Source organism: Streptomyces sp. SAS_270, from assembly GCF_052543295.1.
In genome coordinates, this window is sequence record NZ_JBMNDS010000034.1 from 1 (window position 1) to 22,881 (window position 22,881).

Genomic DNA, 22,881 nt, shown 5'->3' on the forward strand with positions numbered 1-22,881 from the left:
CGTCGCGCCACCCAACGGTTCAGGGCGGCCGTCCCGCTCTTCACCTTGGTCATACAGGCCGCGGATAGACTCGGACGCCCTGTCCGAGTGGATCAGTCCGTCCAGGGGAATCTGCCGTGCCCGACCGCGCTCGTACCCACGAACCGCCGCCGGTTCGCGGCATCCGGATCACCCTGGAACACGTCTCGCACCTCGTGTTCTTCGTGGTCGTCGGTGCCGCCGTCGTGCGGCTCACCGCCCTGCGCAGCGCACTGTGCTGGGACATGGTCATCGTCAGCGGCCTGCTGGCGATGGTGTACGCGGGCGGCCTGGCGGTGTGGGACCGGCTCGGTCCCCGCGGCCGGTCCGCCTGGGCCCTGACGTTGCTGCTGCTCTGGGCGATCCTCGTCCTGCTCGTCCCGGCACCGCTGACCTCCGCGTATGCCTGGTGCGCCGTTCCGCTGGCGTGCGCGGCGCTGCGCGCGCTCGGACGTCGTACAGCCGTCGTGGCGGTGGCCGCGATCACCGTTGTACTGGGCAGCCAACTCGTCGTGGCCACCGGCGGGTTCGACCCCGAGATGGCGCTGATCCCGGTGGCGGCCGTCTGGGGCACCGTCGCCCTCTACCGAGCGCAGCAGCGGGACGCCACGGAACGTCGGCTGCTCCTGGAGCGGTTGCACCGGACGCGCGATGTCCTGGCGGACCAGCAGCGCCGGGCGGGAGTGCTGGCGGAGCGCACGCGGATCGCCCGGGACCTGCACGACACACTCGCCCAGGAACTCGCCGGGAGCCTGATGCTGCTCCAGGCGGCCGAGCGGGACTGGGAGCAGCGGCCGGGCGTGGCACGCACCCGGGTCCGTGCGGTCGCCGATGGTCTGGACGCCCATCTCACCGAGACCCGCCGGATCATCGACGACCTCACTCCCTCGGCCGTCGCCGAATCCGGGCTCGAAGGGTCGCTGCGACTGCTGTGCGCCCAGGCAGGGCGGGACGGGACCGCGGCGCGGGTGAGGTTCGAATCGACGGGAGACCTTCTGCCCGCCCTGGACGAACAGGCCGCCACCACCGTGTTCCGGGTAGCGCAGGGCACCTTGGCGAACGTACGGGAACATGCGCACGCGGCCAACGTGCTGGTCACGCTCCACCACCATGCGGACCGCGTCGAACTCGACGTGCGCGACGACGGCGCGGGTTTCGATCCCGCCGGGGACCGCGAGGTCACCCGGCCGACCCGCGGTTTCGGCCTCCCCGCGGCCCGGGCCCGGCTGCTGGACTGCGGCGGCGATCTGCGGGTGACCAGCGCGCCGGGCCGCGGCACCCGGGTGCGGGCCGTCGTGCCCGCCCACCCGGCTGCTCAACCCGTCACCGCCCTGACCTCGGTGGCAGCCGGATGACCACCCCGCCCGTCCGGCTGCTGATCGCCGACGACCACGCCGTCGTACGGGCCGGACTGCGGGCCCTGCTCGAAGGCGAGCCGGACCTCGCTGTGCTCGCGGAGGCGGCCAGCGGCGAGGAGGCCGTCCGCCTCGCCGTCTCCGCGACGCCGGACGTCGTTCTGATGGACCTGCGGTTCGCCGGGCCGGGCAGCGGGATCGACGGCGTCGAGGCGGTCCGTCGACTGGCTGTCGAGGCCCCGGGCGTACGGGTGTTGATGCTGACCAGCTACTCCGGCCGCGGCGACATCGTGCGCGCGCTGGAGGCGGGCGCCCGCGGCTACGTCCTCAAGGCCGGCCCGCCCGAGGAGCTCTTCCGGGCGGTCCGCGGCGCGGCCACCGGCGCCCTGGCCCTCGCGCCGGAGGTCGTCGGCGAGCTGGTCGGCCAAGTGGTCAGCCCCGATCAAGACCTGACCGCACGCGAGGTCGAGGTCGTCGGGCTGATGGCGGAGGGGCTCAGCAACCGGGCCATCGCCCAGTCCCTGTTCCTCAGCGAGGCGACCGTCAAGACCCACCTCGTGCGCATCTACCGGAAACTGAAGGTCGAGAACCGGGCGGCCGCCGTGTCGGAGGCTGTCCGCCGGGGGCTGCTCGATCTCAACTGACCGCCGGGGTGGGGTGGTCGCGGCCGGCCTGAAACGCCCGGCCGAGCGGGACCGGATCCGGTCCGCGGACTTTCCCGACGGTGTCGAGGCATGCTGTTGTCCGTAGGAGCAGGCTGGCCCTGGAGGTGTTGGGATGCGGCGGAGCGCGGGCTGGTGGGCCGCCGCCGGAGTGGTCGTGCTGGCGGCCTGTGGTGCGTCAACGGGCGACGGGCCGGCGGGAGGTCCGTCCGGGCACCGCTCGCCGGGGCCGTCGACCGGTGCGTCGGCGAGGACGTCCGCCTCCTCGTCCGCGAGCGGGCCCGCGAGCCCGAGCGTGCCGAGCCCGTCCGTCTCGGCCCCCACGCCGTCCGCCTCGGCGGCACCCTGTGCCGCCGGGCACACGGAGGTCACCGTCTCCCCCGGCGACGCGGTCGAACAGCGGCTGTGCGCCCGGCCGGGGACAGTGGTGACCCTCGTCCTGCGGCCCCGCATCGACGACAAGCGGTGGACGGCCGTGCACAGCTCCGCCCCGGTGTTCGTCCTGCCCTCCGGATGGCAGGTCGGCCCGGACGGCACCGCCCGCGCCGAAGTGCGGTGCGCGGGCACCCGGGCCGGTGCGGCCAAGGTCACCGCCATGGCGAAGGCGCCGGACGTGGCGGGCGCGGCGCGCGTCGCCTTCACCCTCGACGTGACCGTGGTCCCGCACCCGAAGGAAGGCTGAGCCCCGCCTCCTCCACGTGCCCGGGGCCAGTCGCGGGGAGAAGGCCTGGCGGCCTCCCGGTGGGCCCACGTACGGTGTGATCATCCGCACTCCTGACGTCAAAGGTGGTCATTCATGGCCTTGTTCGACCTGCCGCTCGACGAACTCCGCAGCTACCGCAGCGCGTCCGCCGAGCCGGAGGACTTCGACGCCTTCTGGGCGAAGACCTTGCAGGAGACCCGCGAGCACGATCTGGACGCCCGCTTCGAACCGGTCGAGACGCACCTGAAGACAGTCAAGGTGTTCGACGTGACCTTCGCGGGCTTCGGCGGGCACCCGGTCAAGGGCTGGCTGACGCTCCCGGCCTGGGCGAACGCGCCGCTGCCCGCGGTCGTCGAGTTCCTCGGCTACGGCGGCGGCCGCGGCCTTCCCCACACCCATCTGCTGTGGGCGGCGGCGGGCTTCGCGCACTTCGTGATGGACACCCGCGGCCAGGGCAGCGCCTGGGGCGGTGGCGGCGACACCGCGGACCCGGTCGGCGGCGCCCCCGCCTACCCCGGCTTCATGACGCGCGGCATCGACGCCCCCGAGAACTACTACTACCGACGGGTGTACACCGACGCCGTACGCGCCGTGGAGGCGGCCCGTTCGCACCCGTTGACCGACGCGGCCCGCACCGCGGTTGTCGGCGCCAGCCAGGGCGGGGGCATCTCGATCGCGGTCGGCGGTCTGGTCCCCGACCTGGCCGCGGTCGCGCCGGACGTGCCGTTCCTGTGCGACTTCCCGCGCGCGACGACGATCACCGACCGCGACCCCTACCGGGAGATCGGCAACTACCTCAAGACCCACCGCGGCCGCACCGAGCGCGTCCTGCGCACGCTGTCCTACTTCGACGCCGTGCACTTCGCGTCGCGCGGCCGGGCGCCCGCGCTGTTCTCGGTGGCCCTGGAGGACGTGACCTGCCCGCCGTCGACGGTCTTCGCGGCCTTCAACAACTGGGCCGACGACAACAAGACGATCGAGGTGTACGACTTCAACGACCACGAGGGCGGCGGTCCCTTCCAGGAGGCGGCGAAGCTGCGCTGGCTCCCCCGGCACCTCTGACCCGCGACCTGCGAGGAGCGAGCGTCATGGACACGGCTGGAGCGGCGCACCGCTTCGTCCGCGTGTGGGAACGAGCCTGGGCCGCCCACGACGTGGACGCGATCCTGGAGCTGTACGCCCCGCAGTGCGTGCACCGCTCGATGCCGTTCCGCGAGCCGCACGTAGGCCGCGACGAACTCGCGGCCTACGTGCGCTGGTCGTTCGCGTCCGAGCGCACGGTCGACGTCCGGTTCTCCGAGCCCGTCGTCGGCCGGGACGGGCTCGCGGTCGCCGAGTTCCGCGTCCTCGCCGAGGAGGACGGGGAACCCGTGACGCTCGCGGGCTGCGTCTTCGTGCGCTTCGACGCGGCCGGGCAGGCGGTGGAGACCCGCGACTACTGGCACACCGCCGCAGGCCACCAGGAACCCGCCGGCCCCCTGTTCCTCACCTAGGCAGGTGCCTCACCCCGCCGTCCCGCGCGGTGCGACCGTGGCGAGGACGGCGGGCAGGGGGTACCAGTCCGCGGAGACCACGCTGGCGTGCTGTGTGGCCAGCAGGGTGACGCGCTCCAGTGCCTGGGCCTGGGTGGGGTTGGTGCCGTCGATGGCCGGCGGGACGTTGTGGGCGTCGGTCATGACGACCAGGTAGTGGCGGTCGTCGTACCAGGCGGTGTCGATGGTGCCGTTCGCGTAGGTGGCGGCGTCGCCGTCGAAGAACACGAACCAGGGGCGGATCGTCGTGTCGGTGTAGCGGGTGCGCGGGTCGCCGGTGGCCGCGCCGTGCACGGCGGGGAAGGCGGCCGCCTCGCGCAGCCGGCCGGCGGAGGCGAGGTCGCGCAGATGGGTGGCGTACTCGCGGTCGGTCCAGAGCGTGTCGAGGGGGTTGCCCTCCTCGACGGTGCCGGGGATCAGCTCGACGACGAACTTGCCCGCCAGGGCGGAGCGGGCGGGCCAGCCGTCGGCGCGGACGGCCGAGTCGAGGTCGGTGTGGGAGCCGACGACGTCGGCGGGACGCAGCAGGGCGTCGCCGAGCTTGGCGGCGAGCAGCGCGTCCAACTGGGCCGGGCCGCGGCCGTTGTTGGACTGGAAGCCGTCCTTCATCTCGATCTTCAGCTGGATCGGGCGGTGGCCCGGGTGCGCGTCGTGCCAGGCCTTGATGTCGGCGAGGCAGCCGCCGAGGTCGCGGTTGCGCGACTTGGTGCGCAGCTCCGTGGCGCTCGCGGCGTTCTCGCAGTTGTTGTCGTTGCCGAGCGGGTTGCTGTGCGAGACGCGCCAGGAGGAGCCGAACACGTTGGTCCACACGTCGAGTTCGAGCATCCCGGCGCCGGAGTCCAGCGCGTCGGCGAAGTACGGGTACTTCGCCTTGTCGTATGCGTTGTGGACGCCCACCCAGGTGCTGGACGCGTACGTGAGATCCGCGGTGGTCGCCGCTGGGGCCGCGGCCGTCGCCTGCGGTCCTGCTGCCAGCGCGAGCACACCTGCCGCCGCCACGGCCGTCCCGGTACGGGTCAGCACCCTCACTTGTCTCCGCATGGTCCCCTTGCCTCCTGCACCTCGGTGGTCAACTGGGGAGCAGAGTAGGGGTGTTGGCTGACATCCGGCAGATGGCGGGATGACGGATGCGCGACGGGACCCCGGCCGGCCGGATCCCGGCCTTCGGTGGCACCGGCGAGTGGCGCCGGACCGAGCCGACGATTGGTGGCTTCCCCCTCCTTCCTTCCAGTCCGACCAGTCGGTACGTTCGGGGGGCCGGGCCGCTCCGTCCGCGTACCGGCGTCCCGGTATCCCGGTTTCCGGCGGACGACGGAGGGCCCATGTCCCAGCACACGCCACACCTTGAAGGCCACTGCGACCCGCGCTTCGAAGCGGTCCGTGCGGCGTTCGCCGAGAACTTCCGCGCACGCGGGGAACTGGGCGCGGCCGTGACCGTCACGCTCGACGGCGAGAGCGTGGTCGACCTGTGGGGCGGCTGGGCCGACGCGGCGCGCACCCGGCCGTGGCAGCGCGAGACGCTGGTCAACGTGTGGTCGACGTCGAAGGGGCCGACAGCGCTCTGCGCACACATCCTGGCCGACCGCGGGCTGCTCGACTTCGACGCGCCGGTGGCCGCGTACTGGCCGGAGTTCGCGGCGGCCGGCAAGGAGTCGGTCCTCGTACGGCATCTGCTGTCGCACCGCGCGGGCCTGGCCGGGCTGCGGGAGCCGCACACGGCGGCGCAGTTGTACGACTGGGAGCTGACCGTCAAGCGCCTGGCGGAGCAGGAGCCCTGGTGGGAGCCGGGGACGCGGTCGGGCTATCACGCGCTGACGTACGGCTTCCTGGTGGGTGAGGTGGTGCGGCGCGTGTCGGGTCTGCTGCCGGGCGCGTTCCTGGAGCGGGAGGTGACCGGTCCGCTCGGGATCGACTTCACCATCGGGCTGCCCGAGAAGGAGGCCGGCCGGGCGGCCGAACTGGTGCATCCGCCGGCCGCCGAGACCAGCGAACAGGCGGCGGTCTTCGCCCAGTTGGCGCCCGCGGCGCTCGCCGCCCTGGCCAATCCGCTCGTCGGCGCCGCCGAGGCGAACACGCCCGGGTGGCGGGCGGCGGAGATCCCGGCCGCGAACGGCCACGCCACGGCGCGTGCGGTCGCCGCCCTGTACGGCGTCTTCGCCGGGCGGGGCACGTACGACGGGCGCCAGGTGCTCTCACCGGAGGCGGCCGAGCGGGTCCGCGAGGGCCAGGGCGCCTGCCGCGACCTGGTGCTGGGGGCCGGGTTCGCACACGAGACGGAGGTCGGGCTGGGGTTGTGGCTGAGCGGACCGAACGGTTCGTACGGGCCGAACCCGAGGGCTTTCGGACATGACGGTTTCGGCGGCTCGTGCGGTCTGGCGGACCCGGAAGCGCACGTGTCACTGGGGTACGTCATGAACCGCATGGGCCCGCACATCGCAGACGACCCAAGGAAGATGGCACTGATCGACGCCTTGTACAGCGCGCTCTGAGCGCACGCGCACGGTGTGGTGGACGCGGGCGGAAACCGGCCGAACCGTCCAGCGACCCTTCCTTGTGGTTTAGACCAATGCTAGATCTGGTCGCGCAAGGAAGCCGCTCGGATTGTGACCACACAGGAGGCGCGGACATGGCCCGCACCACCCGACTGTCCGACCACGAACCCCGCTACTGGAGGATCGCCACCCAACTCCTCGACGAACTGCGGGACGGGACCGTCGCGCCCGGTGAACGGCTGCCGGGGGAACGGCAGTTGGCCACCCGCTTCGGCGTCAGCCGGGAGACGATACGCCAGGCCCTGCAGGTCCTGCGGGCCGGCGGCCTGGTCTCCACGGACGGGCACGGCAGCCACGCGACCCTGCCCGGCGCCACCGCCGAGCACATACCCTCGCTGGACTTCCCCGTCGGCGCGCACACCACCGAGCCGTGCGCCGTCCACCGCACGACGGTCACCTGGGAGGCTCCCCCGCCCGAGCACGCCCGGGCGCTGGGGCTGGCGCCACGGCGGCCGACGCTGGTCCATCGCTACGAATCCGCCGCGGCCGACGGGAGCGGCCGCAGGACGGCGGTGACATCCTTCTCCGCCGTCGCGGTCAGCGAGGTCGAGGAACTGGCCCGCTACCGCGACCGTGCGGACGGCTCGGCCTCGGCGCAGCTGCGCAGGGCCTACGACTGGATGCGCAAGGCCGGGCTCACGCTGCACCACCGCGACTCCATCCAGCAGCTCCCGCCGTCCGTCCGGGTCACCCGGCGCGTGCACGACCAGTACGACCGGCCCCTGGAGATCACCGATCTGCTGGTGGACGCCCAACAGGACACCCTGGTCTACGAGTTCACCCTTCCGGCGGCCGGCTGACACCGGGACGTCCAGCGACTCGGCAAGGTACACCGCGCCGAGCGGGCCCAAATGGCCCGCTCGGCCAGGCGGTCCGTGAACCGTCGGCGCCCGACATCCGGATCACTACAACCCTCGGGGCCTTCGGGGTGTCCAGAACATGACCGGACGGCCAACGCTGCCCGGCCGCCGCCTGCCCACCCCCACGAGGAGAATCATCGTGCGCCAGCGCCTCCGTCCCCCGGCAGCCATCGTGGCCGCATTCGCGATCGCCGCCGCCGTTCCCGCACTCGCCGCTCCGGTGGCGCATGCCGAGGAGGCCGGCCCCGACCTGGTGATCTCGACGCTGCCGCGCGCCACGCCCAAGCCCGGCGAGGTCTACGACGAGTCCGTCACCCTCACCAACAACGGCACCGTGGCCGCGGACGGTGTCGCGTTCCGGATACGGCTGACCCGAGGGCTCGACTTCCCCGAACCGGTCAAGGGCTGCACCTACTCGACCGTCGAGGACCAGGTCCGCCAGGCACTCTGCGAACTCGACACCGTCATCCCGCCCGGCGCCTCGGTCACCACACCCGTACGGTTCAAGGCCCTGCCCAAGGCGCTGATGGAATCCGTGGAGTACGGCACCGGACGCACCGGCGAGGCCCCGGGCGAGGGATACACGGACAGCTACCGGCGTCTGACCCTGACCGCGGACAGCACGGCCGACCTCGCCGCCACCGGCGACCGGGCGAAGGCGCGTCCGGGCCACACCGTGACGGTGAAGGCGACACTGCGCAACGACGGCCCCGGCTGGATCCAGAACCAGGAGAGCGACGATCCCGTGGCACTCATGGTGACGATTCCGCCCGGCACGGTCGCCGTCGAGGTGCCCAAGGAATGCGCGCCCTTCAACATCGACGGCCCGAGCGGACCGTCCGCCCCGGGCAAGCCCCAGTACGTCTGCTGGCCCTCCGACCTCACCCTTGAGGTCGGCCAGTCCCTCACCTACGCCTTCGTACTGGACGTCAAGGACACCGCGCGGGACACCGAAGGCGAAGTGCGGGCCACCTCCGTGTACGGCATCGACCCGGCCTTCGACAAGAACCCCGCCAACGACACCGCTCATCTCAGCATCGACGTGCCCGGCGGCAACGCCGAGCCCAGCCCGAGCCCTTCGCAGAGCTCCACCGGCAGCGGCGACTCGGGCGACGGCGGCTCCGGCAGTGGCGACGAAGGCAATCACCCGCAGGGTCAGGCCGCCGGCGGCACCGGAACGACGGGCTCCGCGACCACGGGTTCGACGTCGGCGGGCTCGTCGGTCGGCGGCTCCACCGGCGTCCTCGCCGACGGCCACCTGGCGAGCACCGGATCCGACGGCACCACGCTCGTCGCCGGTGCCGCGGCCGTCACCGCGACGCTCGGCGGTCTGCCGATCCTGGCCGTACGACGCCGGACCGGCACCAAGTCCTCCTGACGGCACTGCCACGCGAACGACCACACGTGGCGGCGGCGCACAGTCGCGGCGCGCATACGGGTCGCCCGGCGCCCGGGACACCTCCGCCGCCACGTCCCTGGTCACTCTCGCCGTTTCCTTATTGCATATGATTCGCAGGTGGTTGAATATCGCATCAGGGTGGCGGCCCCGGAAGACCTCGACGCGGCACGGGCCGTGATGCTCGACACCGTCTACCGGGACTTCGGAACCGGGTACGTGCCCCGGTGGCACGGCGACATCATCGAGCCCGAGCGCTTCTACCTCGTCCCTCCCCGGCACACGCTGCTGGTGGCGGTCCACGAGCGGGACGGGACGGTGGCCGCCACGGCCGCGCTGGACGCGCGCGGACCGGCGCATCCGCCCAACCCCCGGTGGCTGGCCGAGCGTTACCCCTCGGGCGAGACCGCTCAGCTACGGCGGGTGTACGTGCATCCCGAGCACCGGCGGCGCGGGCTCGCGCGGCGGCTGGTCGGCGAGCTGATCGGGTTCGCCAGAGCGGACGGCGGCTACCGGTCGGCCTATCTGCACACGGACCCGGCGTCACCGGGGGCCGAGGCCCTGTGGCGGTCCCTGGGCAAGCTGGTGCACGACGAGCAGCCCGGCGGCGGCCAACGGATCCTCCACTTCGAGATCCCCCTGCGCTGACCTCATCTCCCCGATCGACACCGACACACCCAGAGGGACGAACAAGAACACCATGCGAACCCCCCGCCGTCGGCCGCGTCGCGCACGGCGGGCTGCACACCCTGGGCGTCGCTCTGGCGGTGAGCGCGGCGGCTTTGACGGCCGGAGTGCTGTTGGGTCCATCCCCCCGCCTGTCCGGTTTGGCAGTGGACACGTTCACGGCCGTACCACCCGTCCTGGCCGGGCTTCTTGTCACCGGCGTCGCGGGCAGCGGGCCGTGGACCCCCGCGTTGGCCGTGGCTGCCGTCGCCTGGTCGCCGCTGGCCGACCGGCTCCCAGACGCCCCTGTCCGGGCTGTTCGCCCTCTCGTCCCTGCTGGTCGTGGGCGCCCAACCGCCCGTCACGCGCTGGGCGGCCGAGCGGCTCGACCTGCGCCGTTCCATGGCCGCCGGACTGCTGCTCATCGCGGCCGGCTTCGGAGTGGTGGCCGTGCGCCCGGCCCACTGGACGGGAACTGCTGGGCTGCTGCCGGCCGCGGGGTTCGTCGTCCTGCTCACCCTCGGCCAGATGCTGGTCACCCCGGCCACCCGTGCCTGGGTGCCCGACCTCGCCCCGGACGGACGCCTCGGCCTCTACGTCGGCGCGTTGTCATCCGTCTCCGGGCTGATCGTCCTCATCGGCAGCTGGGCTACCGGGGACCTGTTCGGCTCCGGTCTCCCTGATGTCCGTCGGGTGTACCGGTCTCAGCCCGGGCGCGGACCGTCCGCACGGGTGGCCACGACCATCCGGCACCGCGGACTGCCGTCGGACCGATGGCCGAACTCGGGGAGCGTCAGGAGCTGTACGTCGAATCCGGCCCACGCCAGCTCGCGCTGTACGTCGCCGAGCCGGAAGCCCCGGTAGTACATGACGAACGGCGGACGCCAGAGCGCGTTGCGCACCCGCATGGCCGTGTCGAAGCCCAACAGCGCCCAGTACCAGGGCGAGCTGGGGCGGGCCGGTGCCGGCATCGGAAACGCGAAGCGACCGCCCGGCCGCAGCACCGAGTGGACCTGCGCGAACAGGTTCGGCAGCTCGCGCGGCAGGAAGTGCCCGAACGCGCCGAAGCTCACGACGAGGTCGAAGGCGGGCCCGAAGGGCAGCGCACGGGCGTCACCGCGCACCCAGTCGACACGCGGTTCCCCGTCACCCCGGACCCGCTCCCGGCCCACGGTCAGCATCCCAGCGCTGACGTCGACCCCGGTGACGCTCTGCCGACACAGCCTTTCCAGCACGTCCATGCCCGCTCCGGTGCCGCAGCACAGGTCGAGCCCGTTCTCGAAGGGGCCCATCCGGGCGAGGGCCCGTCCCACCGCGTCGAGGATCGACTCCGGTGTGCGGAAGGGGGTGTGGTCGAACTTGGGGGCCAACAGGTCGTAACCGCGCTCGACGGACGAGAGGGCCTGGACCGCCAGTTCGCGGAGTGTGGGACCTTGCGGGGTGAACATCGTCGTCAGCTTAGGGCAGCGCAGGGCGGTGAGAGCACCGGTGCACGGCTGCAGCCGTCGGGCGCTGCTCAATCCTGGTGCGGAGCCCCGTCACGGATCCGTACTCTGTCCGCCATGTTGACGCTGGAGAGGCTCCGGACCGACCACGCGCCGGCTCTGCTCGCCTTCGAGCGGGAGAACCGGGACTACTTCGCACGGTCGGTGTCGGACCGCGGGGACGCGTACTTCGCCGAGTTCCCCGCGCGCCACCGCGCACTGCTCGCCGAACAGGACGCGGGTGTCTGCCATTTCCATGTCGCCGTGGACGAGCAGGGGAACCTGGTCGGCCGCGTGAATCTCGTGGACGTCGCGGACGGCGCCGCCGAACTCGGCTACCGGATCGCAGAGCGCGCCGCAGGCCGGGGCACGGCGACGGCCGCGGTCGCCGAGGTGTGCCGCCTGGCCCCCTCGGCGTACCGGCTCTCCTCACTCATCGCGGTCACCACCCTCGACAACGCCGCGTCCAGGACGGTCCTCGAACGGAACGGATTCACCGCGGTGGAGGAGATCACCCTCGTCGGACGGCCCGGTATGCGCCACCGGCGCCTGCTCGCGTAGCCGGGCACGGCTCAGCCGCCCAGCCGGAGGCCGGCGAGCCAGACGTCGGGCGTGCTCGCAGAGGCCGGCGGGGGTGTGCTGCTCGGGCGCTGTGGGCGACGCGGAGTGCGCGGAGCGAAAAGGGCGGCGGCCCGCTTGGCAGGCCGGGCGAGGACAGCGACGGTGATGTTCATGGTCATGGGGTGCTCCTGTGTCGTAGGGGGTCTTGCACCCCACCGACGAACGGGTCCTACGCCGATCGACACTCCGCGAGCCGCTTTTCGAGGAAGTCGCGCTCCGCTTCGTTCTCCACGAGCTCCAGCGCCCGGCCGTACGCCTCGGCCGCCTCCGCCGGGCGTCCCATCCGGCGCAGCAGGTCGGCGCGGGTGGCGGACAGCAGGTGGTAACCGGCCAGGTCGCCCTCCTGCTCCAGTTCCGACACCAGGGCGAGCCCCGCGGCAGGGCCCTCGGACATACCGATCGCGACCGCGCGGTTCAGCCGCACCACGGCGGACGGCACGAAGCGGGCCAGCTCGCCGTAAAGCGCGGCGATGTCGGCCCAGTCCGTGTCCGCGGCCGTGGCAGCGGTGGTGTGGCAGGCGGCGATGGCGGCCTGGATCTGGTAGGGACCGGGGCGGCCGCGGCGCAGCACGGTCTCCAGCAGAGCGGCGCCCTCGTCGATGGCGGGCCGGTCCCAGGCCGTACGGTCCTGGTCCTCCAGGGTCACCAGCTCCCCCGCCGCGTCGACGCGGGTGTCCCGGCGGGCGTCGTGCAGCAGGAGCAGCGCGAGCAGGCCCAGTACCTCGGGCTCGTCCGGCATCAAGTGGGCCAGGACGCGGGCGAGTCGGATGGCCTCCGCACACAGGTTCCTGCGCACCAGATCGACGCCGGACGTGGCGGCGTACCCCTCGTTGAAGAGGAGGTAGACGACACCGAGGACGCCCGTGGTGCGTTCGGGCAGCAGATGCGGGGGCGGCACGCGGTAGGGAATGCCGGCGTTGCGGATCTTCCGCTTGGCGCGCACCAGCCGCTGCGCCATCGTCGCCTCGGGGACAAGGAAGGCGCGGGCGATCTCGGGCGTGGTCAGGCCCGCGAGGGTGCGCAGCGTCAGTGCCACCCGGGCCTCGATGGGCAGTGCCGGGTGACAGCAGGTGAAGATCAGCCGCAGCCGGTCGTCGTGCAGCCCGTCGTCGTCCTCGAACTCCGGGTCGTGGGGCCCCTCGTGGCGCGCCTGCACGGCCACCTCCCGCAGCTTCTGGGCCCCCACCGCCTGCCGGCGCAGCACGTCGAGGGCGCGGTTCTTCGCCGTCGTGGTCAGCCAGGCGCCGGGGCGGTGCGGGACGCCGTCGCGCCGCCACCGGTCCAGTGCCTGGGTGAAGGCGTCCTGCGCGCACTCCTCGGCGAGGTCCCAGTCGCCGGTCACCCTGATCAGGGTGGCGACGACCTGGCCCCACTCCGCGCGGAAGGCGGCGGCGACCGCGTCCTCGACGTCGTTCGCCGCCGGGTTCTCGTTCACTCCCAGACCGGCCGTACCTCCACCGAGCCGCCGTCGAGGGCGGCGGGGTGGCGGGAGGCGAGGGCGAGGGCCTCGTCGAGGTCGGCGACCTCGACGATGTCGATTCCGGCGATGTACTCCTCGGCCTGCGCGAACGGCCCGTCACTGAGCAGCACTTCACCGCTCTCGACGCGCACGGTGGTGGCGTCGGTGGAGGGCCGCAGACGCGTTCCGCCCCGGCCCAGGTCGAGGCCGGGCACCTGGTCGGCGTACGCGGTGAGGCGGGCGTCGTCGACGATCGCGTCGGGGCCGGGTTCCTCACCGCCGACGGAGGTGCAGAGGAACAGGACGTACTTCATGACGCCGATCCCCTGATGCCGAGGTCGGCGGGGACCGACGCGTGCTCGTGGTCGATGAGCCACCGGTCGGCGACGGCGCGGTAGCCGGTGGTCACCCGTGCCACGCCGGTGAGCGGCTCACCGGTGGTGAGCGTCGCGCGGATCCGTACGACGCCATGGCTGAAGGCGACGCTCTCGTCGACCCGGAGGCGGAATTCCAGCACCTCGCGCTCCACGGGCCCGGTGACGGTGGCGAAGAACCGCTCCTGGGCCTTGCGCAGGGCGTCGATGCCTTCCTCCAGCCCGCTCATCGCGTGCACCACCTCGGCGTCGGGCGTGTAGCAGGCCAGGTGACGTTCGATGTTCCGCTCGCGCAGGGCGAGGGTGAGTTCCTTGTCGAGGTGGCGGATCTGCTTCTCGGCGTCCTCGCCCTCGTCGCCCCAGAAGGGGCGCACCTCCATGGCTCCGATGGTCGCCACGGGGTGCTTCGCCGCCGCCGCGACCGCCTCCTCCAGACTGTCGCAGTCGAGGATGTCGTATCCGGCGACGTACTCCTTCGTCTCCGCGAACGGCCCGTCGGTGCGCAGCACTTCACCATCGCGCACGCGGACGGTGACGGCGTCGGCGGGCACGGCGAGGCGGTGGCCGTGCAGCCGCACCTCGCGCTGCGCGAGTTCCTCCACCCACGGTTGGACGGGCGCCATGCCCGAGGCGTCGGCGGTGTCGTCGCCGCAGACCAGCAGCATGTACTTCATGGTTCCTCCCGGAGCTCACTGGGTCCTGACGTTCACCGACGAACGGGCCGGCGCCGAATCGACACATCCAGTGCGCCGGAAGTGAGATTCCCACCTCTGGCGCGGCAGCCGCAGGTCAGAGCCCGGAAACTCCCGGCCGTACCGGCAGGGTCCGCACGCTGTTGCCCACGAAGCTGGAGTGGCGCGTCAGTTCCGCCTCGGGGACGGCGAGGTCGAGGTCGGGGAAGCGGGTGAACAGCCGCTCCAGGGCGATGGTGGTCTCCAGTCGCGCGAGCGGGGCGCCCAGGCAGTAGTGGGCGCCGTGCCCGAGGGAGAGGTGGCGGGCGGTGCCGGGACGGGCGGGCCGGGTCACGTCGAAGCGGTCGGCGTCCGGGCCGTGGGCGTCCTTGTCGCGCCCGGCGGCCGAGTAACCGGCCAGCACGGGTGTGCCCTTCGGGATCACCGTCCCGTCCAGGGTGAGGTCGCGCACCGGGTAGCGGAAGGGGAAGTAGCTGACGGGGGCGTCCCAGCGCAGCGTCTCCTCGACCACGTCCGACCAGTCGGCCCTGCCGTTGCGCACGCTCTCCAGCTGGTCGCGGTGGCCGCACAGCGCGCGGACGGCGTTGGTGATGAGGTTGAGGGTCGTCTCGTGCCCGGCGATGATCATCAGCACCAGGGTGCCGAGGAGTTCCTCCTGGCTGAGCCGGTCGCCCTCCTCGTCCCGGGCGGCGATCAGCGCGCTGGTGAGGTCGTCGCCCGGTCGCTCGGCCCGCGCGGCGGCCACCGAGGCGAGGACGGCTACCAGTTCACGGTTGGCGGCCACGGCCTGTTCGGGGCCGATGTCGGTGGCCACCACCTGGCTGGACAGATGGTGCAGCCGGTCGCGGAACTCGGCGTCGACGCCCAGCAGTTCACCGATGACACCCATCGGAAGGGGCAGCGCGAAGTTCCGGCGCAGGTCGGCGACCCCCTTGTTCCCGTCCGCCGCGCGCCGGAGGTCGTCGAGCAGCTGATCGGTCAACTCCTCGATCCACGGCCGCAGTCGCTCCACCCGACGGGGCGTGAACGCCGTACTGACCAGGGATCTGAGCCGCCGGTGGTCCTCGTCGTCCGCGGTCGTCATCCCGCGTACGGTGGCGAAGGTCATCAACGGCCATCCGGCGGCTATGCGGCCCTCCCGCAGTGCGGTGAAGTGCTCGGCACCCTTGGCGACTTCGGAGTGCGCGAGGAACTCCTTCAGCGTGTCGTGCCCGAGCACCGCCATGCCTTCCACGCCTCCGGGCAGGACCACGGGCGCGACACTTCCGCGCGCGAGCAGCCGCGCGTTGTCGGCGTGCGGGCAGCCTCCGGCGGGGTCCAGACGATGCGGCGTGCCGGGCGAGACGTCCACCGGTGTTCTCCAGTCTGCGGTCTGCGGCCTGTGGTGCCGAGTCGGGCGTACGCCTCAGGTCCTGGCGTCCTGGGTCGTACGCCGGTGATTCTGCCTGCTCACAGCGCTGCGCGCAGCAACTCGGCGAAGCCCTTGGGGTGAGTGAGGTTGCCGTTGTGCCCGCCGGGGAGGTGCAGCAGCTCAGTGCCGAGTCCGGCGGCCAGCTCCTCGGCGCACCGGTAGTCGAAGACGGTGCGCGGGGTGGTGCGTCCGGCCGCGGGCACGATGCGGACGGGGCCCGAGGCGAGCGCCTTGATCTCCTGCGCGCTCAGCTCGGCCCGGGTCATGGTCGGCGCGTCATGCTCGATGAAGAAGGTGAAGTTGGGCTCGCGCGACGCGTCGAAGGGGGCGAGCCTGGCGCCGGGCTCCAGTTCCTGCCGGGCGGGGTCGATGCCGAGGATCTCGCCGATCTTCTTCACTCCGGCGATCCAGCCGTCCCGCTGGAAGATGGCACGCATCTCGTCCAACTCTTCCTGGGCGTGCAGCCGTTCGGCGTCGGGCAACAGTCCCGGAATGGCGGGCTCGTGCGCGACGAGTGTGCTCAGCTGTTCCGGGTGCCGCAGCGCGAGCCGCAGCCCGATGAGGGCGCCCATGCTGCATCCGGCCATCAGCGCGGGCTCGTCGGTGAGTTCGGCCAGCAGCCGGTGTACGTCGTCGACGTGGTCGTCGAGGGTCGCGCCCCGGGCCGGGTCGTCGAGAACGCTGCGGGAAAGGCCCCGGCGGTCGTACGTCACCACGGTGCAGGTGTCGACGAGGTGATCGACCATCGCGTCACTGCGGTTGGCATCCCCCTCGCCGCTCTGCGACACGAGCAACAGGGGGCCGCAGCCGCGCACTTCATAGTGGAGCGTGGCACCAGGGACGGCGAGGGTGGCGGTCCTGGCGGCGTTCGCGGCAGTGCTCATGGTGGTCCTCCGTTACAGGGTGGGTGCGGTGCGGGGCTTCGACATCGAACGTACTTCATCAAAAATGATGCATCAAGAGTGATGCATCATTTTTGATGTATCTGACTCGATGTAATCTGCCGCCATGAACGGAGCTGAACTCTTCCTCCTCGGTCGGACCCTGATGAAGATCGGCGAGGAGGCCATCCCCACCGAGGGCGTCGGCCCGCGCTCCACGAGCACACGGTCCGTCCTGATCGTGATGCTCGACGTCTACGCCCACCCGGACACCACGGTCGGCGAGGTCGCCGCGCGCACCGGACTGCCTCAGAGTGCCGTCTCGGCCTGCGTGGCACGTCTCAGGGAGACGGGCTCCGTGCTGGCCGCAACCGACCCCACCGACCGCAGGCGCACCCTGATCCGGCAGTCCCCCGAGATCTCCGGGCGCCGGGCCGAGGTCGCGACCACCCCGATCGACGACGCGCTCGCCGCCGCCCTCGGCACCGACGACGAGGACACCGTCGCCGAGACGGTCTCCTTGCTGGAGCAGCTGGCCGCCCGCCTCTCCCCCACCGTTCTCGACCGGCTGCGCGAGAGCCCGACCGGCGGGTCGTCACGTGGGCACGCGACAGAGCCGTAGACCTTCGCCACCCGGCGCGCCCACCGCGTCCGCAGCCCTGCGCCATGAGGAGGTCGGCGAACTGCTGCTGCGCCACGACCACTTGGGCCGCACATGAACGAAACTGGACGACGTCACCGACGCCCCGATCGGGGACGGGTCCGCTCATCCGCCGGCTGCGCACGAGCGACGAGCCCCTGAGGCGCACATCACCATTCCACCGGGCCCCCGCGTGGTACAGTGCCGATAGCACTTGTGTACGCCCCGTCTCGGGCGCCGGTGCTAGTTCCACTTCTTCTCGCTGACACGCCCGTCGTATCCCGACCGGCCGTCCAGCTTCCTCGCACCACCTCGTGAGCACGGACTCGGGCAGTTCCCGTCGTTCGTCGCAGCCGAGGTGCTGTCCTTCGCCGCACGGGGGCGTGAGCACGCCGCCTCCCCCGGCCTTCCCCTCCTTCCCTCATGACTCCGTCCGTTGAAAGGACCGATCACCATGACCACCACACTCGAACACCCTCCCGTACAGCAGCAGCTCCCGGCCCAGGTCTCCGGTGTCCTCGACATCGCGCAGGGCGGGCAGGGGTATCTGCGGGCCGCCGACAGCTGCCTGCCCGCGCCGAACGACCTCCAGGTCTCCGCCGCGCTCATCCGCCGCCACGGCCTGCGCAAGGGCGACAGCGTCGAAGGCGTCCGCGGCGGGCCCCGCGCCCTGGCCGAGGTCGAGCGGATCAACGACCGTACGCCCGAAGACCTGAAGCGCCGACCGCACTTCCGCGACCTCACCCCGCTGCACCCCCGCGACCGGCTGCGCCTGGAACACCCGGCGGGCGGAGTGTCCACCCGCCTCATCGACCTGGTCTCGCCGGTCGGCAAGGGTCAGCGCGGCCTCATCGTGGCCCCGCCCAAGACCGGCAAGACCGTGCTCCTCCAGCAGATCGCCGCTGCCGTGGCGGGCAACCACCCCGAATGCCACCTGATGGTGATGCTGCTCGACGAGCGGCCCGAGGAGGTCACCGACATGCGGCGCTCCGTGCGCGGCGAGGTCTTCGCCTCGACGTTCGACAAGACGCCCAAGCAGCACATCGCGCTCGCCGAGCTCGTCATCGAGCGCGCCAAGCGGCTCGTCGAGCAGGGTGAGGACGTCGTCATCCTGATGGACTCCCTCACCCGGCTGTGCCGGGCCCACAACAACGCGGCCGCCTCCGGTGGCCGCACCCTGAGCGGCGGCGTCGACGCGAGCGCGCTGCAAGGCCCCAAGCGGCTGTTCGGCGCCGCCCGCCTCGCCGAGGAGGGCGGCTCGCTGACCATCCTCGCCACCGCGCTGGTGGAGACCGGCTCCCGAGCCGACGACTTCTTCTTCGAGGAGCTCAAGAGCACCGGCAACATGGAGCTCCGCCTCGACCGCACCCTCGCCTCCCGGCGCCTCTACCCTGCCGTCGACATCACCCCCTCCGGCACCCGCCGCGAGGAACTCCTGCTGCCCGCAGCCGAGTTGACCGCCATGCGCGGACTGCGGCGTGCCCTGCAGACACGGGACGGACAGGCGAACCTCGAAACCCTCCTGGAGCGCATGCGCGCCACGCCGGACAACGCCACCTTCCTGCGCCAGGTCCATCCCACGCTGCCCGCCTCCTGACGGCCCGTCGGCCGCGCCCCTGCACCCGGTCGGGCACCCCTCGCGTGCGGCATCCGGGTGCTGGAATCCCTTCACTCGGCCCTGGCAGCCCGGTGTACGCCGTGTCCGTTCCTACGTTGGCGGTATGACCATCGGATTCTCATTCCGCGCCGGCCTCCCTCGGGCCACCGCCTCCCGGGCCTCCTTCACCCGCGTCGCCGTCTCCTGCTCCGCCGTGTGCGTGGCCGGCGCGCTGGCCCTGGCGCCGAGTCCGGCCCTCGCCCGGGCCACGACGGACCCGGGTGCACCGAGACCCACCGCCTCGCAGCCGCCCTCCCTCTACCGGTCGAACACACAGGTGCGGCCCCGGGCCGGCGCGCCCGAGGTGCCCGAGGTCTCCGCCCTGTCGTGGCTGGTGGCGGACGCCCGCACCGGTGCGGTGCTCGCGGCGCACGACGCGCACCGCAAGCTGCCGCCCGCGAGCACCTTGAAGACCCTGTTCGCGCTGACCGTGCTGCCGGGGCTGCCCGGCGGCCTGCGGCACACCGTCACCGAGCAGGAGCTGTCGGGAATCGGCGACGGCAGCAGCCTGGTGGGCGTCGCCGAGGGGCACTCCTACCGGGTGTCCGATCTGTGGCGCGGTGTCTTCCTCAACTCCGGCAACGACGCCGTGCACGTACTGGCCGCGATGAACGGTGGCTGGCGCACCACGGCCGTACGGATGCAGGCCAAGGCCCGCACGCTGGGTGCCTTCGACACGCACGTCATCTCCCCGGACGGGTACGACACGCCGGGGCAGGTCTCCTCCGCGTACGACCTCGCGGTGTTCGGACGGGCGGGTCTCGCCAACGCGGACTTCGCGCGGTACTGCTCCACGGCCGAGGCGCAGTTCCCCGGCGGCGGCACCTGGTCGTACGGCATCCAGAACACCAACCGGCTGCTGACCGGCGCCGACGGCGTGGAGCGCTACCCCGGGCTGATCGGCGTCAAGAACGGCTACACCACCAACGCGGGCAACACGCTCGTCGCCGCCGCGAAGCGGGGCGGGCGCACCCTGGTCGTCACGGTGATGAACCCTCAGGCGGGCGGCGGGTTCACCGTGTACGAGGAGGCCCGCTCGCTGCTCGACTGGGGTTTCGGGGCGGCCGGACGGGTCGACCCGGTGGGGTCGCTCGTCAACTCGCGGGCCGTGCCCCGGTCGGGGCCCGCCGCGCTGCACGCGACACCGACACCGACGCCGACCCCGGCCGCGGCCGCGTCGCTGTCCGCGGGTGACGGAGCCGGCTGGGCGGCGGCGGCCGGTATCGGGTGCGCGGCCGGTCTGGGCGCGGGGGGCGTGGCGCTGGCGCTGCGGCTCAGGGGCGGCCGGGGCACACGCGACTGACCGACGGGCAGTCGCAGCAGCAGCCCGAGGGTGATCCATGTGTACGTGTTGCTGCCGAGGAAGCCGTCGATTCCGGACGAGTCGTGGAACCACAGCCACACCACGCTGCTGCACAGCACCGCGTACAGGACGGCGGCGGTCCACGGCCGGTGCCGGTGCAGCAGCACGGCGAAGGACGGCAGCAGCCAGACCAGGTGATGCACCCAGGTGATGGGGCTGACCAGGCAGGCAGCGAGTCCGGTGAGAGCGAAGGCGGCCATCCAGTCATCGGCGGCCACCGCGCGGTGCGCCCGCCACGCCCACACGCACAGCACCGCGAGGGCTGCCACCGCCCAGACGGCCCGGCTCGGCTCGTGCGGCTGCGCGAGCCGGGCCAGCACACCTTGGAGGGACTGGTTGGAGACATAGCCAAGACGGCCGATGCGGGTGGTGTCCCACACCGCGTCGGTCCAGTAGAAGCGCGAGGCGTCCGGCGCCGCCCACGCCGCAAGCGCGGTCGCGACGGCGGCGGTGGCCGTGGCCACCCCGGCGGCGCGCCGGCGCCGGGCGAGCAGCAACAGCCCGATGAAGAGCACGGGCGTGAGCTTCACCGCCGCGGCCAGACCGATGCCGACGCCCGCCCATCTGCCCCTGCCGGTGGACAGCAGCCACGCGTCACCGAGCACGAGGGCCAGCAGCAGCAGGTTGACCTGCCCGAAGCTGAACGTGTCCCGAACAGGTTCGAACAGCGCCAGCAGACAGCCCGCCAGGCCGAACCCGAACCAGCCGTAGCGGCGCAGCGAGGGGCCGACCAGAATCCACACCACCGTGCCCGTCGCGACAAGGTTGAGCAGCAGGCAGACCACGATCGCCCCGTCCAGCCCCAGCACACTCATCGGCAGCATGCTGAGGGCGGCGAACGGCGGATACGTGAAGCCGTACGTCGTCCCCGGGACCCGGTAGTCGTAGATCCGGCCGCCGTGGCGGGCCCACGCGTCCACGGCGCCGTAGTAGACGCGCAGGTCGAACCAGTCACGCAGCAGGGGCACGGTCGCGGTGAACAGGGTGACAGCGGCGGCGAGGCCGAGCAGCAGGAGCAACCGGCCGCGATCCGTGCCCGTATGACCCGCGAGTGCGACGCGAGGTCCTCTCATGCGACCCGCCCTGGCACCGATCCCCGTGAGCACTGCTCTCATACGGTCCGTCCCAACACCGGTGCCTGCGCCGCCTGTTGGGCCTGCCAGAGCACCACCGCGGCGAGCGCGCCCCCGGAGACCGCAAGTACGACCTGATCGACATCCGCCGAGCCGCCGCCCGGCACCACGGCCAGAGCCAGGACGCCGATCGCGGCGGCGACGCGCGGGCGGGTCGCCCGGCCGGGCGCGGCGGCGGCGATGAGGAACAGGCCCCACAGGGCGTACCAGGGCCGGATCGCTGGGCCGAGTGCGGCCAGGGCAGCGAGGCTCAGGCCCAGGGCGTGGACCGGGCCGGGTTTGAGGCGCAGCCAGATGAACAGCAGGAGCAGTGCGGTCGCCGTGAGACCGGCCGCCTGCCAGAGCGGCACGGCCAGTGGGGCGAGGCCGCTGCCCAGGTCGTGGAGCAGGGCGCCGGTGGCGCGACCGAGCACGCTGGTGGGTGCCCAGTTGTGCGGCGAGACCGGGGTTTTCAGGGCCGCTATCCAGCCGTAGCCGGTGCCTGCCACGGCAGTGGCCGCCGCCGTCGTGGCCAGGGCGACACCTGCCGTGATCAGGAGGGTTCCGGCCAGGCCCCGGCGGCCGCGCAGCGCGACGACCGCGAGCAGCCCGAGCGCGGCGGGTGCCTTGACCAGCGCCGCCAGCGTGACGAGGACGACGCCGAGCACATGCAGGCGGCCGCGCGCGGCGACCAGCCCGATGCCGAGCAGGCCGAGCATGAGGGCGTCGTTGTGCGCCCCGGCCACCAGGTGCAGCAGCACAAGGGGGTTGAGCGCCCCCAGCCACAGTGCGGCGGCCGGGTCGGCGCCGCTGTGCCGGGCGAGGCGGGGCAGCGCCGCCGCCATCAGCGCCACACCGAGCAGGGCCACCAGGCGCATGCCGAGCAGCCCGGCCGGCAGGTCGCCCCCGGTGAGGCCGGACAGCGCGGAGGCGACGGCGAGGAAGACCGGGCCGTACGGTGTCGCGGTCTGCCGCCACATCGGCGCCACCTCGTCGACGAGAGGTCCGCCGAGCTGCGCCGGTCCGTGTGCGTAGACGTCGAGGTGTGCGTCGACCATGGCGCCCTGCGCGAGATAGCTGTACACGTCCCGGCTGAACAGCGGCGGCGCCAGCAGCAGTGGCGCCGTCCACACGGCGAGCACGGCCAACAGGGCGCGCACGGAGGGTGGTTCGGGGCCGCGTACGACCTTGCCGAGAAGGACCCAGGCGGCGATCAGCAGGACGACGCCGAAGTACACGCCGACCACGCCGAGCGCGGCGCGCGCGGAGGCGGGCGCGAGCAGCTCCCGGACCGGCAGGGCCCCGGCCGTCTCACCTCCCAGCGCGAGCACGGCTGTACCGACCAGGCCCAGGGCCTGGCAGCGGCGTAGATCGACGGGAAAAGCCATGGCCAACACTCGGGCAGCGTGTCAACGCCGGATGACCGGAAAGCGACACACTCCC

Annotated in this window: 22 protein-coding genes and 2 pseudogenes; 14 read left to right on the forward strand and 10 right to left on the reverse strand. The window is 72.5% G+C overall.

Annotated features, from left to right (window positions below):
* Positions 1–116 precede the first annotated feature (116 nt).
* The 5 genes from ACN6LB_RS22430 to ACN6LB_RS22450 all read left to right on the forward strand — a co-directional run bounded on the left by ACN6LB_RS22430 (position 117) and on the right by ACN6LB_RS22450 (position 4,231).
* Positions 117–1,373: a sensor histidine kinase gene (locus ACN6LB_RS22430; RefSeq protein ID WP_445027482.1), complete on the forward strand. Its 1,257-nt coding sequence runs from the start codon at positions 117–119 to the stop codon at positions 1,371–1,373.
* A complete protein-coding gene (locus ACN6LB_RS22435) occupies positions 1,370–2,017 on the forward strand; it encodes a response regulator (protein WP_445027483.1) in 648 nt (215 codons plus the stop codon). Before ACN6LB_RS22430 ends, ACN6LB_RS22435 begins: the two co-directional genes overlap by 4 nt.
* A 133-nt stretch (positions 2,018–2,150) precedes the next feature.
* The gene (locus ACN6LB_RS22440) at positions 2,151–2,717 is read left to right on the forward strand and encodes a hypothetical protein (RefSeq protein WP_445027484.1); all 567 of its coding nucleotides are present in this window, start codon (positions 2,151–2,153) and stop codon (positions 2,715–2,717) included.
* Positions 2,718–2,831: 114 nt separating this feature from the next.
* A complete protein-coding gene (locus tag ACN6LB_RS22445) occupies positions 2,832–3,800 on the forward strand; it encodes an acetylxylan esterase (protein WP_445027485.1) in 969 nt (322 codons plus the stop codon).
* Positions 3,801–3,826: 26 nt separating this feature from the next.
* The gene (locus ACN6LB_RS22450) at positions 3,827–4,231 is read left to right on the forward strand and encodes a nuclear transport factor 2 family protein (protein WP_445027486.1); all 405 of its coding nucleotides are present in this window, start codon (positions 3,827–3,829) and stop codon (positions 4,229–4,231) included.
* Between the two features lie 9 nt (positions 4,232–4,240).
* Here ACN6LB_RS22450 and ACN6LB_RS22455 read toward each other — a convergent pair whose 3' ends face one another.
* Positions 4,241–5,311, reverse strand: coding sequence for a phosphatidylinositol-specific phospholipase C domain-containing protein (locus ACN6LB_RS22455; RefSeq protein ID WP_445027487.1), 1,071 nt, complete (start codon positions 5,309–5,311; stop codon positions 4,241–4,243).
* Between the two features lie 281 nt (positions 5,312–5,592).
* Between ACN6LB_RS22455 and ACN6LB_RS22460 the strand changes: the two genes are divergently transcribed.
* The 5 genes and pseudogenes from ACN6LB_RS22460 to ACN6LB_RS22480 all read left to right on the forward strand — a co-directional run.
* On the forward strand, positions 5,593–6,759 hold the full coding sequence (locus ACN6LB_RS22460) for a serine hydrolase domain-containing protein (RefSeq protein WP_445027488.1): 1,167 nt from the start codon (positions 5,593–5,595) through the stop codon (positions 6,757–6,759).
* A gap of 137 nt (positions 6,760–6,896) precedes the next feature.
* Positions 6,897–7,622 carry a GntR family transcriptional regulator gene (locus ACN6LB_RS22465; protein ID WP_445027489.1) on the forward strand — a complete coding sequence of 242 codons (726 nt, stop codon included), beginning with the start codon at positions 6,897–6,899 and terminating at the stop codon, positions 7,620–7,622.
* Positions 7,623–7,821: 199 nt separating this feature from the next.
* Positions 7,822–9,060, forward strand: a complete 1,239-nt coding sequence (locus ACN6LB_RS22470) for a hypothetical protein (RefSeq protein ID WP_445027490.1) — start codon at positions 7,822–7,824, stop codon at positions 9,058–9,060.
* 138 nt (positions 9,061–9,198) lie between these two features.
* Positions 9,199–9,726, forward strand: coding sequence for a GNAT family N-acetyltransferase (locus tag ACN6LB_RS22475; protein WP_445027491.1), 528 nt, complete (start codon positions 9,199–9,201; stop codon positions 9,724–9,726).
* Between the two features lie 309 nt (positions 9,727–10,035).
* Positions 10,036–10,425: pseudogene (locus ACN6LB_RS22480) on the forward strand (MFS transporter); the annotation flags it as partial.
* Between the two features lie 23 nt (positions 10,426–10,448).
* Here the strand turns inward: ACN6LB_RS22480 and ACN6LB_RS22485 are convergent.
* The gene (locus ACN6LB_RS22485; RefSeq protein ID WP_445027492.1) at positions 10,449–11,192 is read right to left on the reverse strand and encodes a class I SAM-dependent methyltransferase; all 744 of its coding nucleotides are present in this window, start codon (positions 11,190–11,192) and stop codon (positions 10,449–10,451) included.
* A gap of 114 nt (positions 11,193–11,306) precedes the next feature.
* On the opposite strand from ACN6LB_RS22485, the gene ACN6LB_RS22490 reads away from it, so the two are divergent.
* The gene (locus ACN6LB_RS22490; protein ID WP_445027493.1) at positions 11,307–11,789 is read left to right on the forward strand and encodes a GNAT family N-acetyltransferase; all 483 of its coding nucleotides are present in this window, start codon (positions 11,307–11,309) and stop codon (positions 11,787–11,789) included.
* An 11-nt stretch (positions 11,790–11,800) separates the two neighbouring features.
* Here ACN6LB_RS22490 and ACN6LB_RS22495 read toward each other — a convergent pair whose 3' ends face one another.
* From ACN6LB_RS22495 to ACN6LB_RS22520, 6 genes are all read right to left on the reverse strand, one after another.
* Entirely contained in the window at positions 11,801–11,968 is a 168-nt protein-coding gene (locus ACN6LB_RS22495) for a hypothetical protein (RefSeq protein WP_356139152.1), read from the reverse strand.
* Positions 11,969–12,018: 50 nt separating this feature from the next.
* Entirely contained in the window at positions 12,019–13,284 is a 1,266-nt protein-coding gene (locus tag ACN6LB_RS22500; protein WP_445027494.1) for an RNA polymerase sigma factor, read from the reverse strand.
* Positions 13,281–13,622, reverse strand: a complete 342-nt coding sequence (locus ACN6LB_RS22505; protein ID WP_445027495.1) for a YciI family protein — start codon at positions 13,620–13,622, stop codon at positions 13,281–13,283. Before ACN6LB_RS22505 ends, ACN6LB_RS22500 begins: the two co-directional genes overlap by 4 nt.
* Positions 13,619–14,356 carry a nuclear transport factor 2 family protein gene (locus ACN6LB_RS22510; protein WP_445027496.1) on the reverse strand — a complete coding sequence of 246 codons (738 nt, stop codon included), beginning with the start codon at positions 14,354–14,356 and terminating at the stop codon, positions 13,619–13,621. The genes ACN6LB_RS22505 and ACN6LB_RS22510 overlap by 4 nt, the downstream gene beginning before the upstream one ends.
* A gap of 115 nt (positions 14,357–14,471) precedes the next feature.
* Entirely contained in the window at positions 14,472–15,725 is a 1,254-nt protein-coding gene (locus ACN6LB_RS22515; protein ID WP_445027497.1) for a cytochrome P450 family protein, read from the reverse strand.
* Between the two features lie 98 nt (positions 15,726–15,823).
* A complete protein-coding gene (locus ACN6LB_RS22520) occupies positions 15,824–16,669 on the reverse strand; it encodes an alpha/beta fold hydrolase (RefSeq protein ID WP_445027498.1) in 846 nt (281 codons plus the stop codon).
* 124 nt (positions 16,670–16,793) lie between these two features.
* On the opposite strand from ACN6LB_RS22520, the gene ACN6LB_RS22525 reads away from it, so the two are divergent.
* The 3 genes and pseudogenes from ACN6LB_RS22525 to ACN6LB_RS22535 form a co-directional block, all read left to right on the forward strand.
* Positions 16,794–17,288: a MarR family winged helix-turn-helix transcriptional regulator gene (locus ACN6LB_RS22525; protein WP_445027499.1), complete on the forward strand. Its 495-nt coding sequence runs from the start codon at positions 16,794–16,796 to the stop codon at positions 17,286–17,288.
* 472 nt (positions 17,289–17,760) lie between these two features.
* Positions 17,761–18,903, forward strand: a complete 1,143-nt coding sequence (gene rho, locus ACN6LB_RS22530; RefSeq protein ID WP_445027500.1) for a transcription termination factor Rho — start codon at positions 17,761–17,763, stop codon at positions 18,901–18,903.
* A 124-nt stretch (positions 18,904–19,027) separates the two neighbouring features.
* Positions 19,028–19,948 (forward strand): annotated as a pseudogene (locus tag ACN6LB_RS22535) (D-alanyl-D-alanine carboxypeptidase family protein); the annotation flags it as partial.
* A gap of 11 nt (positions 19,949–19,959) precedes the next feature.
* Here the strand turns inward: ACN6LB_RS22535 and ACN6LB_RS22540 are convergent.
* Positions 19,960–21,399: a glycosyltransferase 87 family protein gene (locus tag ACN6LB_RS22540; protein WP_445027501.1), complete on the reverse strand. Its 1,440-nt coding sequence runs from the start codon at positions 21,397–21,399 to the stop codon at positions 19,960–19,962.
* A gap of 38 nt (positions 21,400–21,437) precedes the next feature.
* Positions 21,438–22,826, reverse strand: coding sequence for a polyprenol phosphomannose-dependent alpha 1,6 mannosyltransferase MptB (mptB, locus tag ACN6LB_RS22545; RefSeq protein WP_445027502.1), 1,389 nt, complete (start codon positions 22,824–22,826; stop codon positions 21,438–21,440).
* Positions 22,827–22,881: the final 55 nt, after the last annotated feature.

Bases quoted from the DNA above. Each gene is read 5' to 3' on its own strand.
- ACN6LB_RS22490 (WP_445027493.1), top strand. From the start codon at position 11,307: ATGTTGACGCTGGAGAGGCTCCGGACCGACCACGCGCCGGCTCTGCTC.
- ACN6LB_RS22440 (WP_445027484.1), top strand. From the start codon at position 2,151: ATGCGGCGGAGCGCGGGCTGGTGGGCCGCCGCCGGAGTGGTCGTGCTG.
- ACN6LB_RS22525 (WP_445027499.1), top strand. From the start codon at position 16,794: ATGAACGGAGCTGAACTCTTCCTCCTCGGTCGGACCCTGATGAAGATC.
- ACN6LB_RS22495 (WP_356139152.1), bottom strand. From the start codon at position 11,968: ATGACCATGAACATCACCGTCGCTGTCCTCGCCCGGCCTGCCAAGCGG.
- ACN6LB_RS22520 (WP_445027498.1), bottom strand. From the start codon at position 16,669: ATGAGCACTGCCGCGAACGCCGCCAGGACCGCCACCCTCGCCGTCCCT.
- ACN6LB_RS22455 (WP_445027487.1), bottom strand. From the start codon at position 5,311: ATGCGGAGACAAGTGAGGGTGCTGACCCGTACCGGGACGGCCGTGGCG.
- ACN6LB_RS22510 (WP_445027496.1), bottom strand. From the start codon at position 14,356: ATGAAGTACATGCTGCTGGTCTGCGGCGACGACACCGCCGACGCCTCG.
- ACN6LB_RS22435 (WP_445027483.1), top strand. From the start codon at position 1,370: ATGACCACCCCGCCCGTCCGGCTGCTGATCGCCGACGACCACGCCGTC.
- mptB (WP_445027502.1), bottom strand. From the start codon at position 22,826: ATGGCTTTTCCCGTCGATCTACGCCGCTGCCAGGCCCTGGGCCTGGTC.
- rho (WP_445027500.1), top strand. From the start codon at position 17,761: ATGACCACCACACTCGAACACCCTCCCGTACAGCAGCAGCTCCCGGCC.
- ACN6LB_RS22450 (WP_445027486.1), top strand. From the start codon at position 3,827: ATGGACACGGCTGGAGCGGCGCACCGCTTCGTCCGCGTGTGGGAACGA.
- ACN6LB_RS22540 (WP_445027501.1), bottom strand. From the start codon at position 21,399: ATGAGAGGACCTCGCGTCGCACTCGCGGGTCATACGGGCACGGATCGC.
- ACN6LB_RS22460 (WP_445027488.1), top strand. From the start codon at position 5,593: ATGTCCCAGCACACGCCACACCTTGAAGGCCACTGCGACCCGCGCTTC.
- ACN6LB_RS22465 (WP_445027489.1), top strand. From the start codon at position 6,897: ATGGCCCGCACCACCCGACTGTCCGACCACGAACCCCGCTACTGGAGG.
- ACN6LB_RS22505 (WP_445027495.1), bottom strand. From the start codon at position 13,622: ATGAAGTACGTCCTGTTCCTCTGCACCTCCGTCGGCGGTGAGGAACCC.
- ACN6LB_RS22445 (WP_445027485.1), top strand. From the start codon at position 2,832: ATGGCCTTGTTCGACCTGCCGCTCGACGAACTCCGCAGCTACCGCAGC.
- ACN6LB_RS22485 (WP_445027492.1), bottom strand. From the start codon at position 11,192: ATGTTCACCCCGCAAGGTCCCACACTCCGCGAACTGGCGGTCCAGGCC.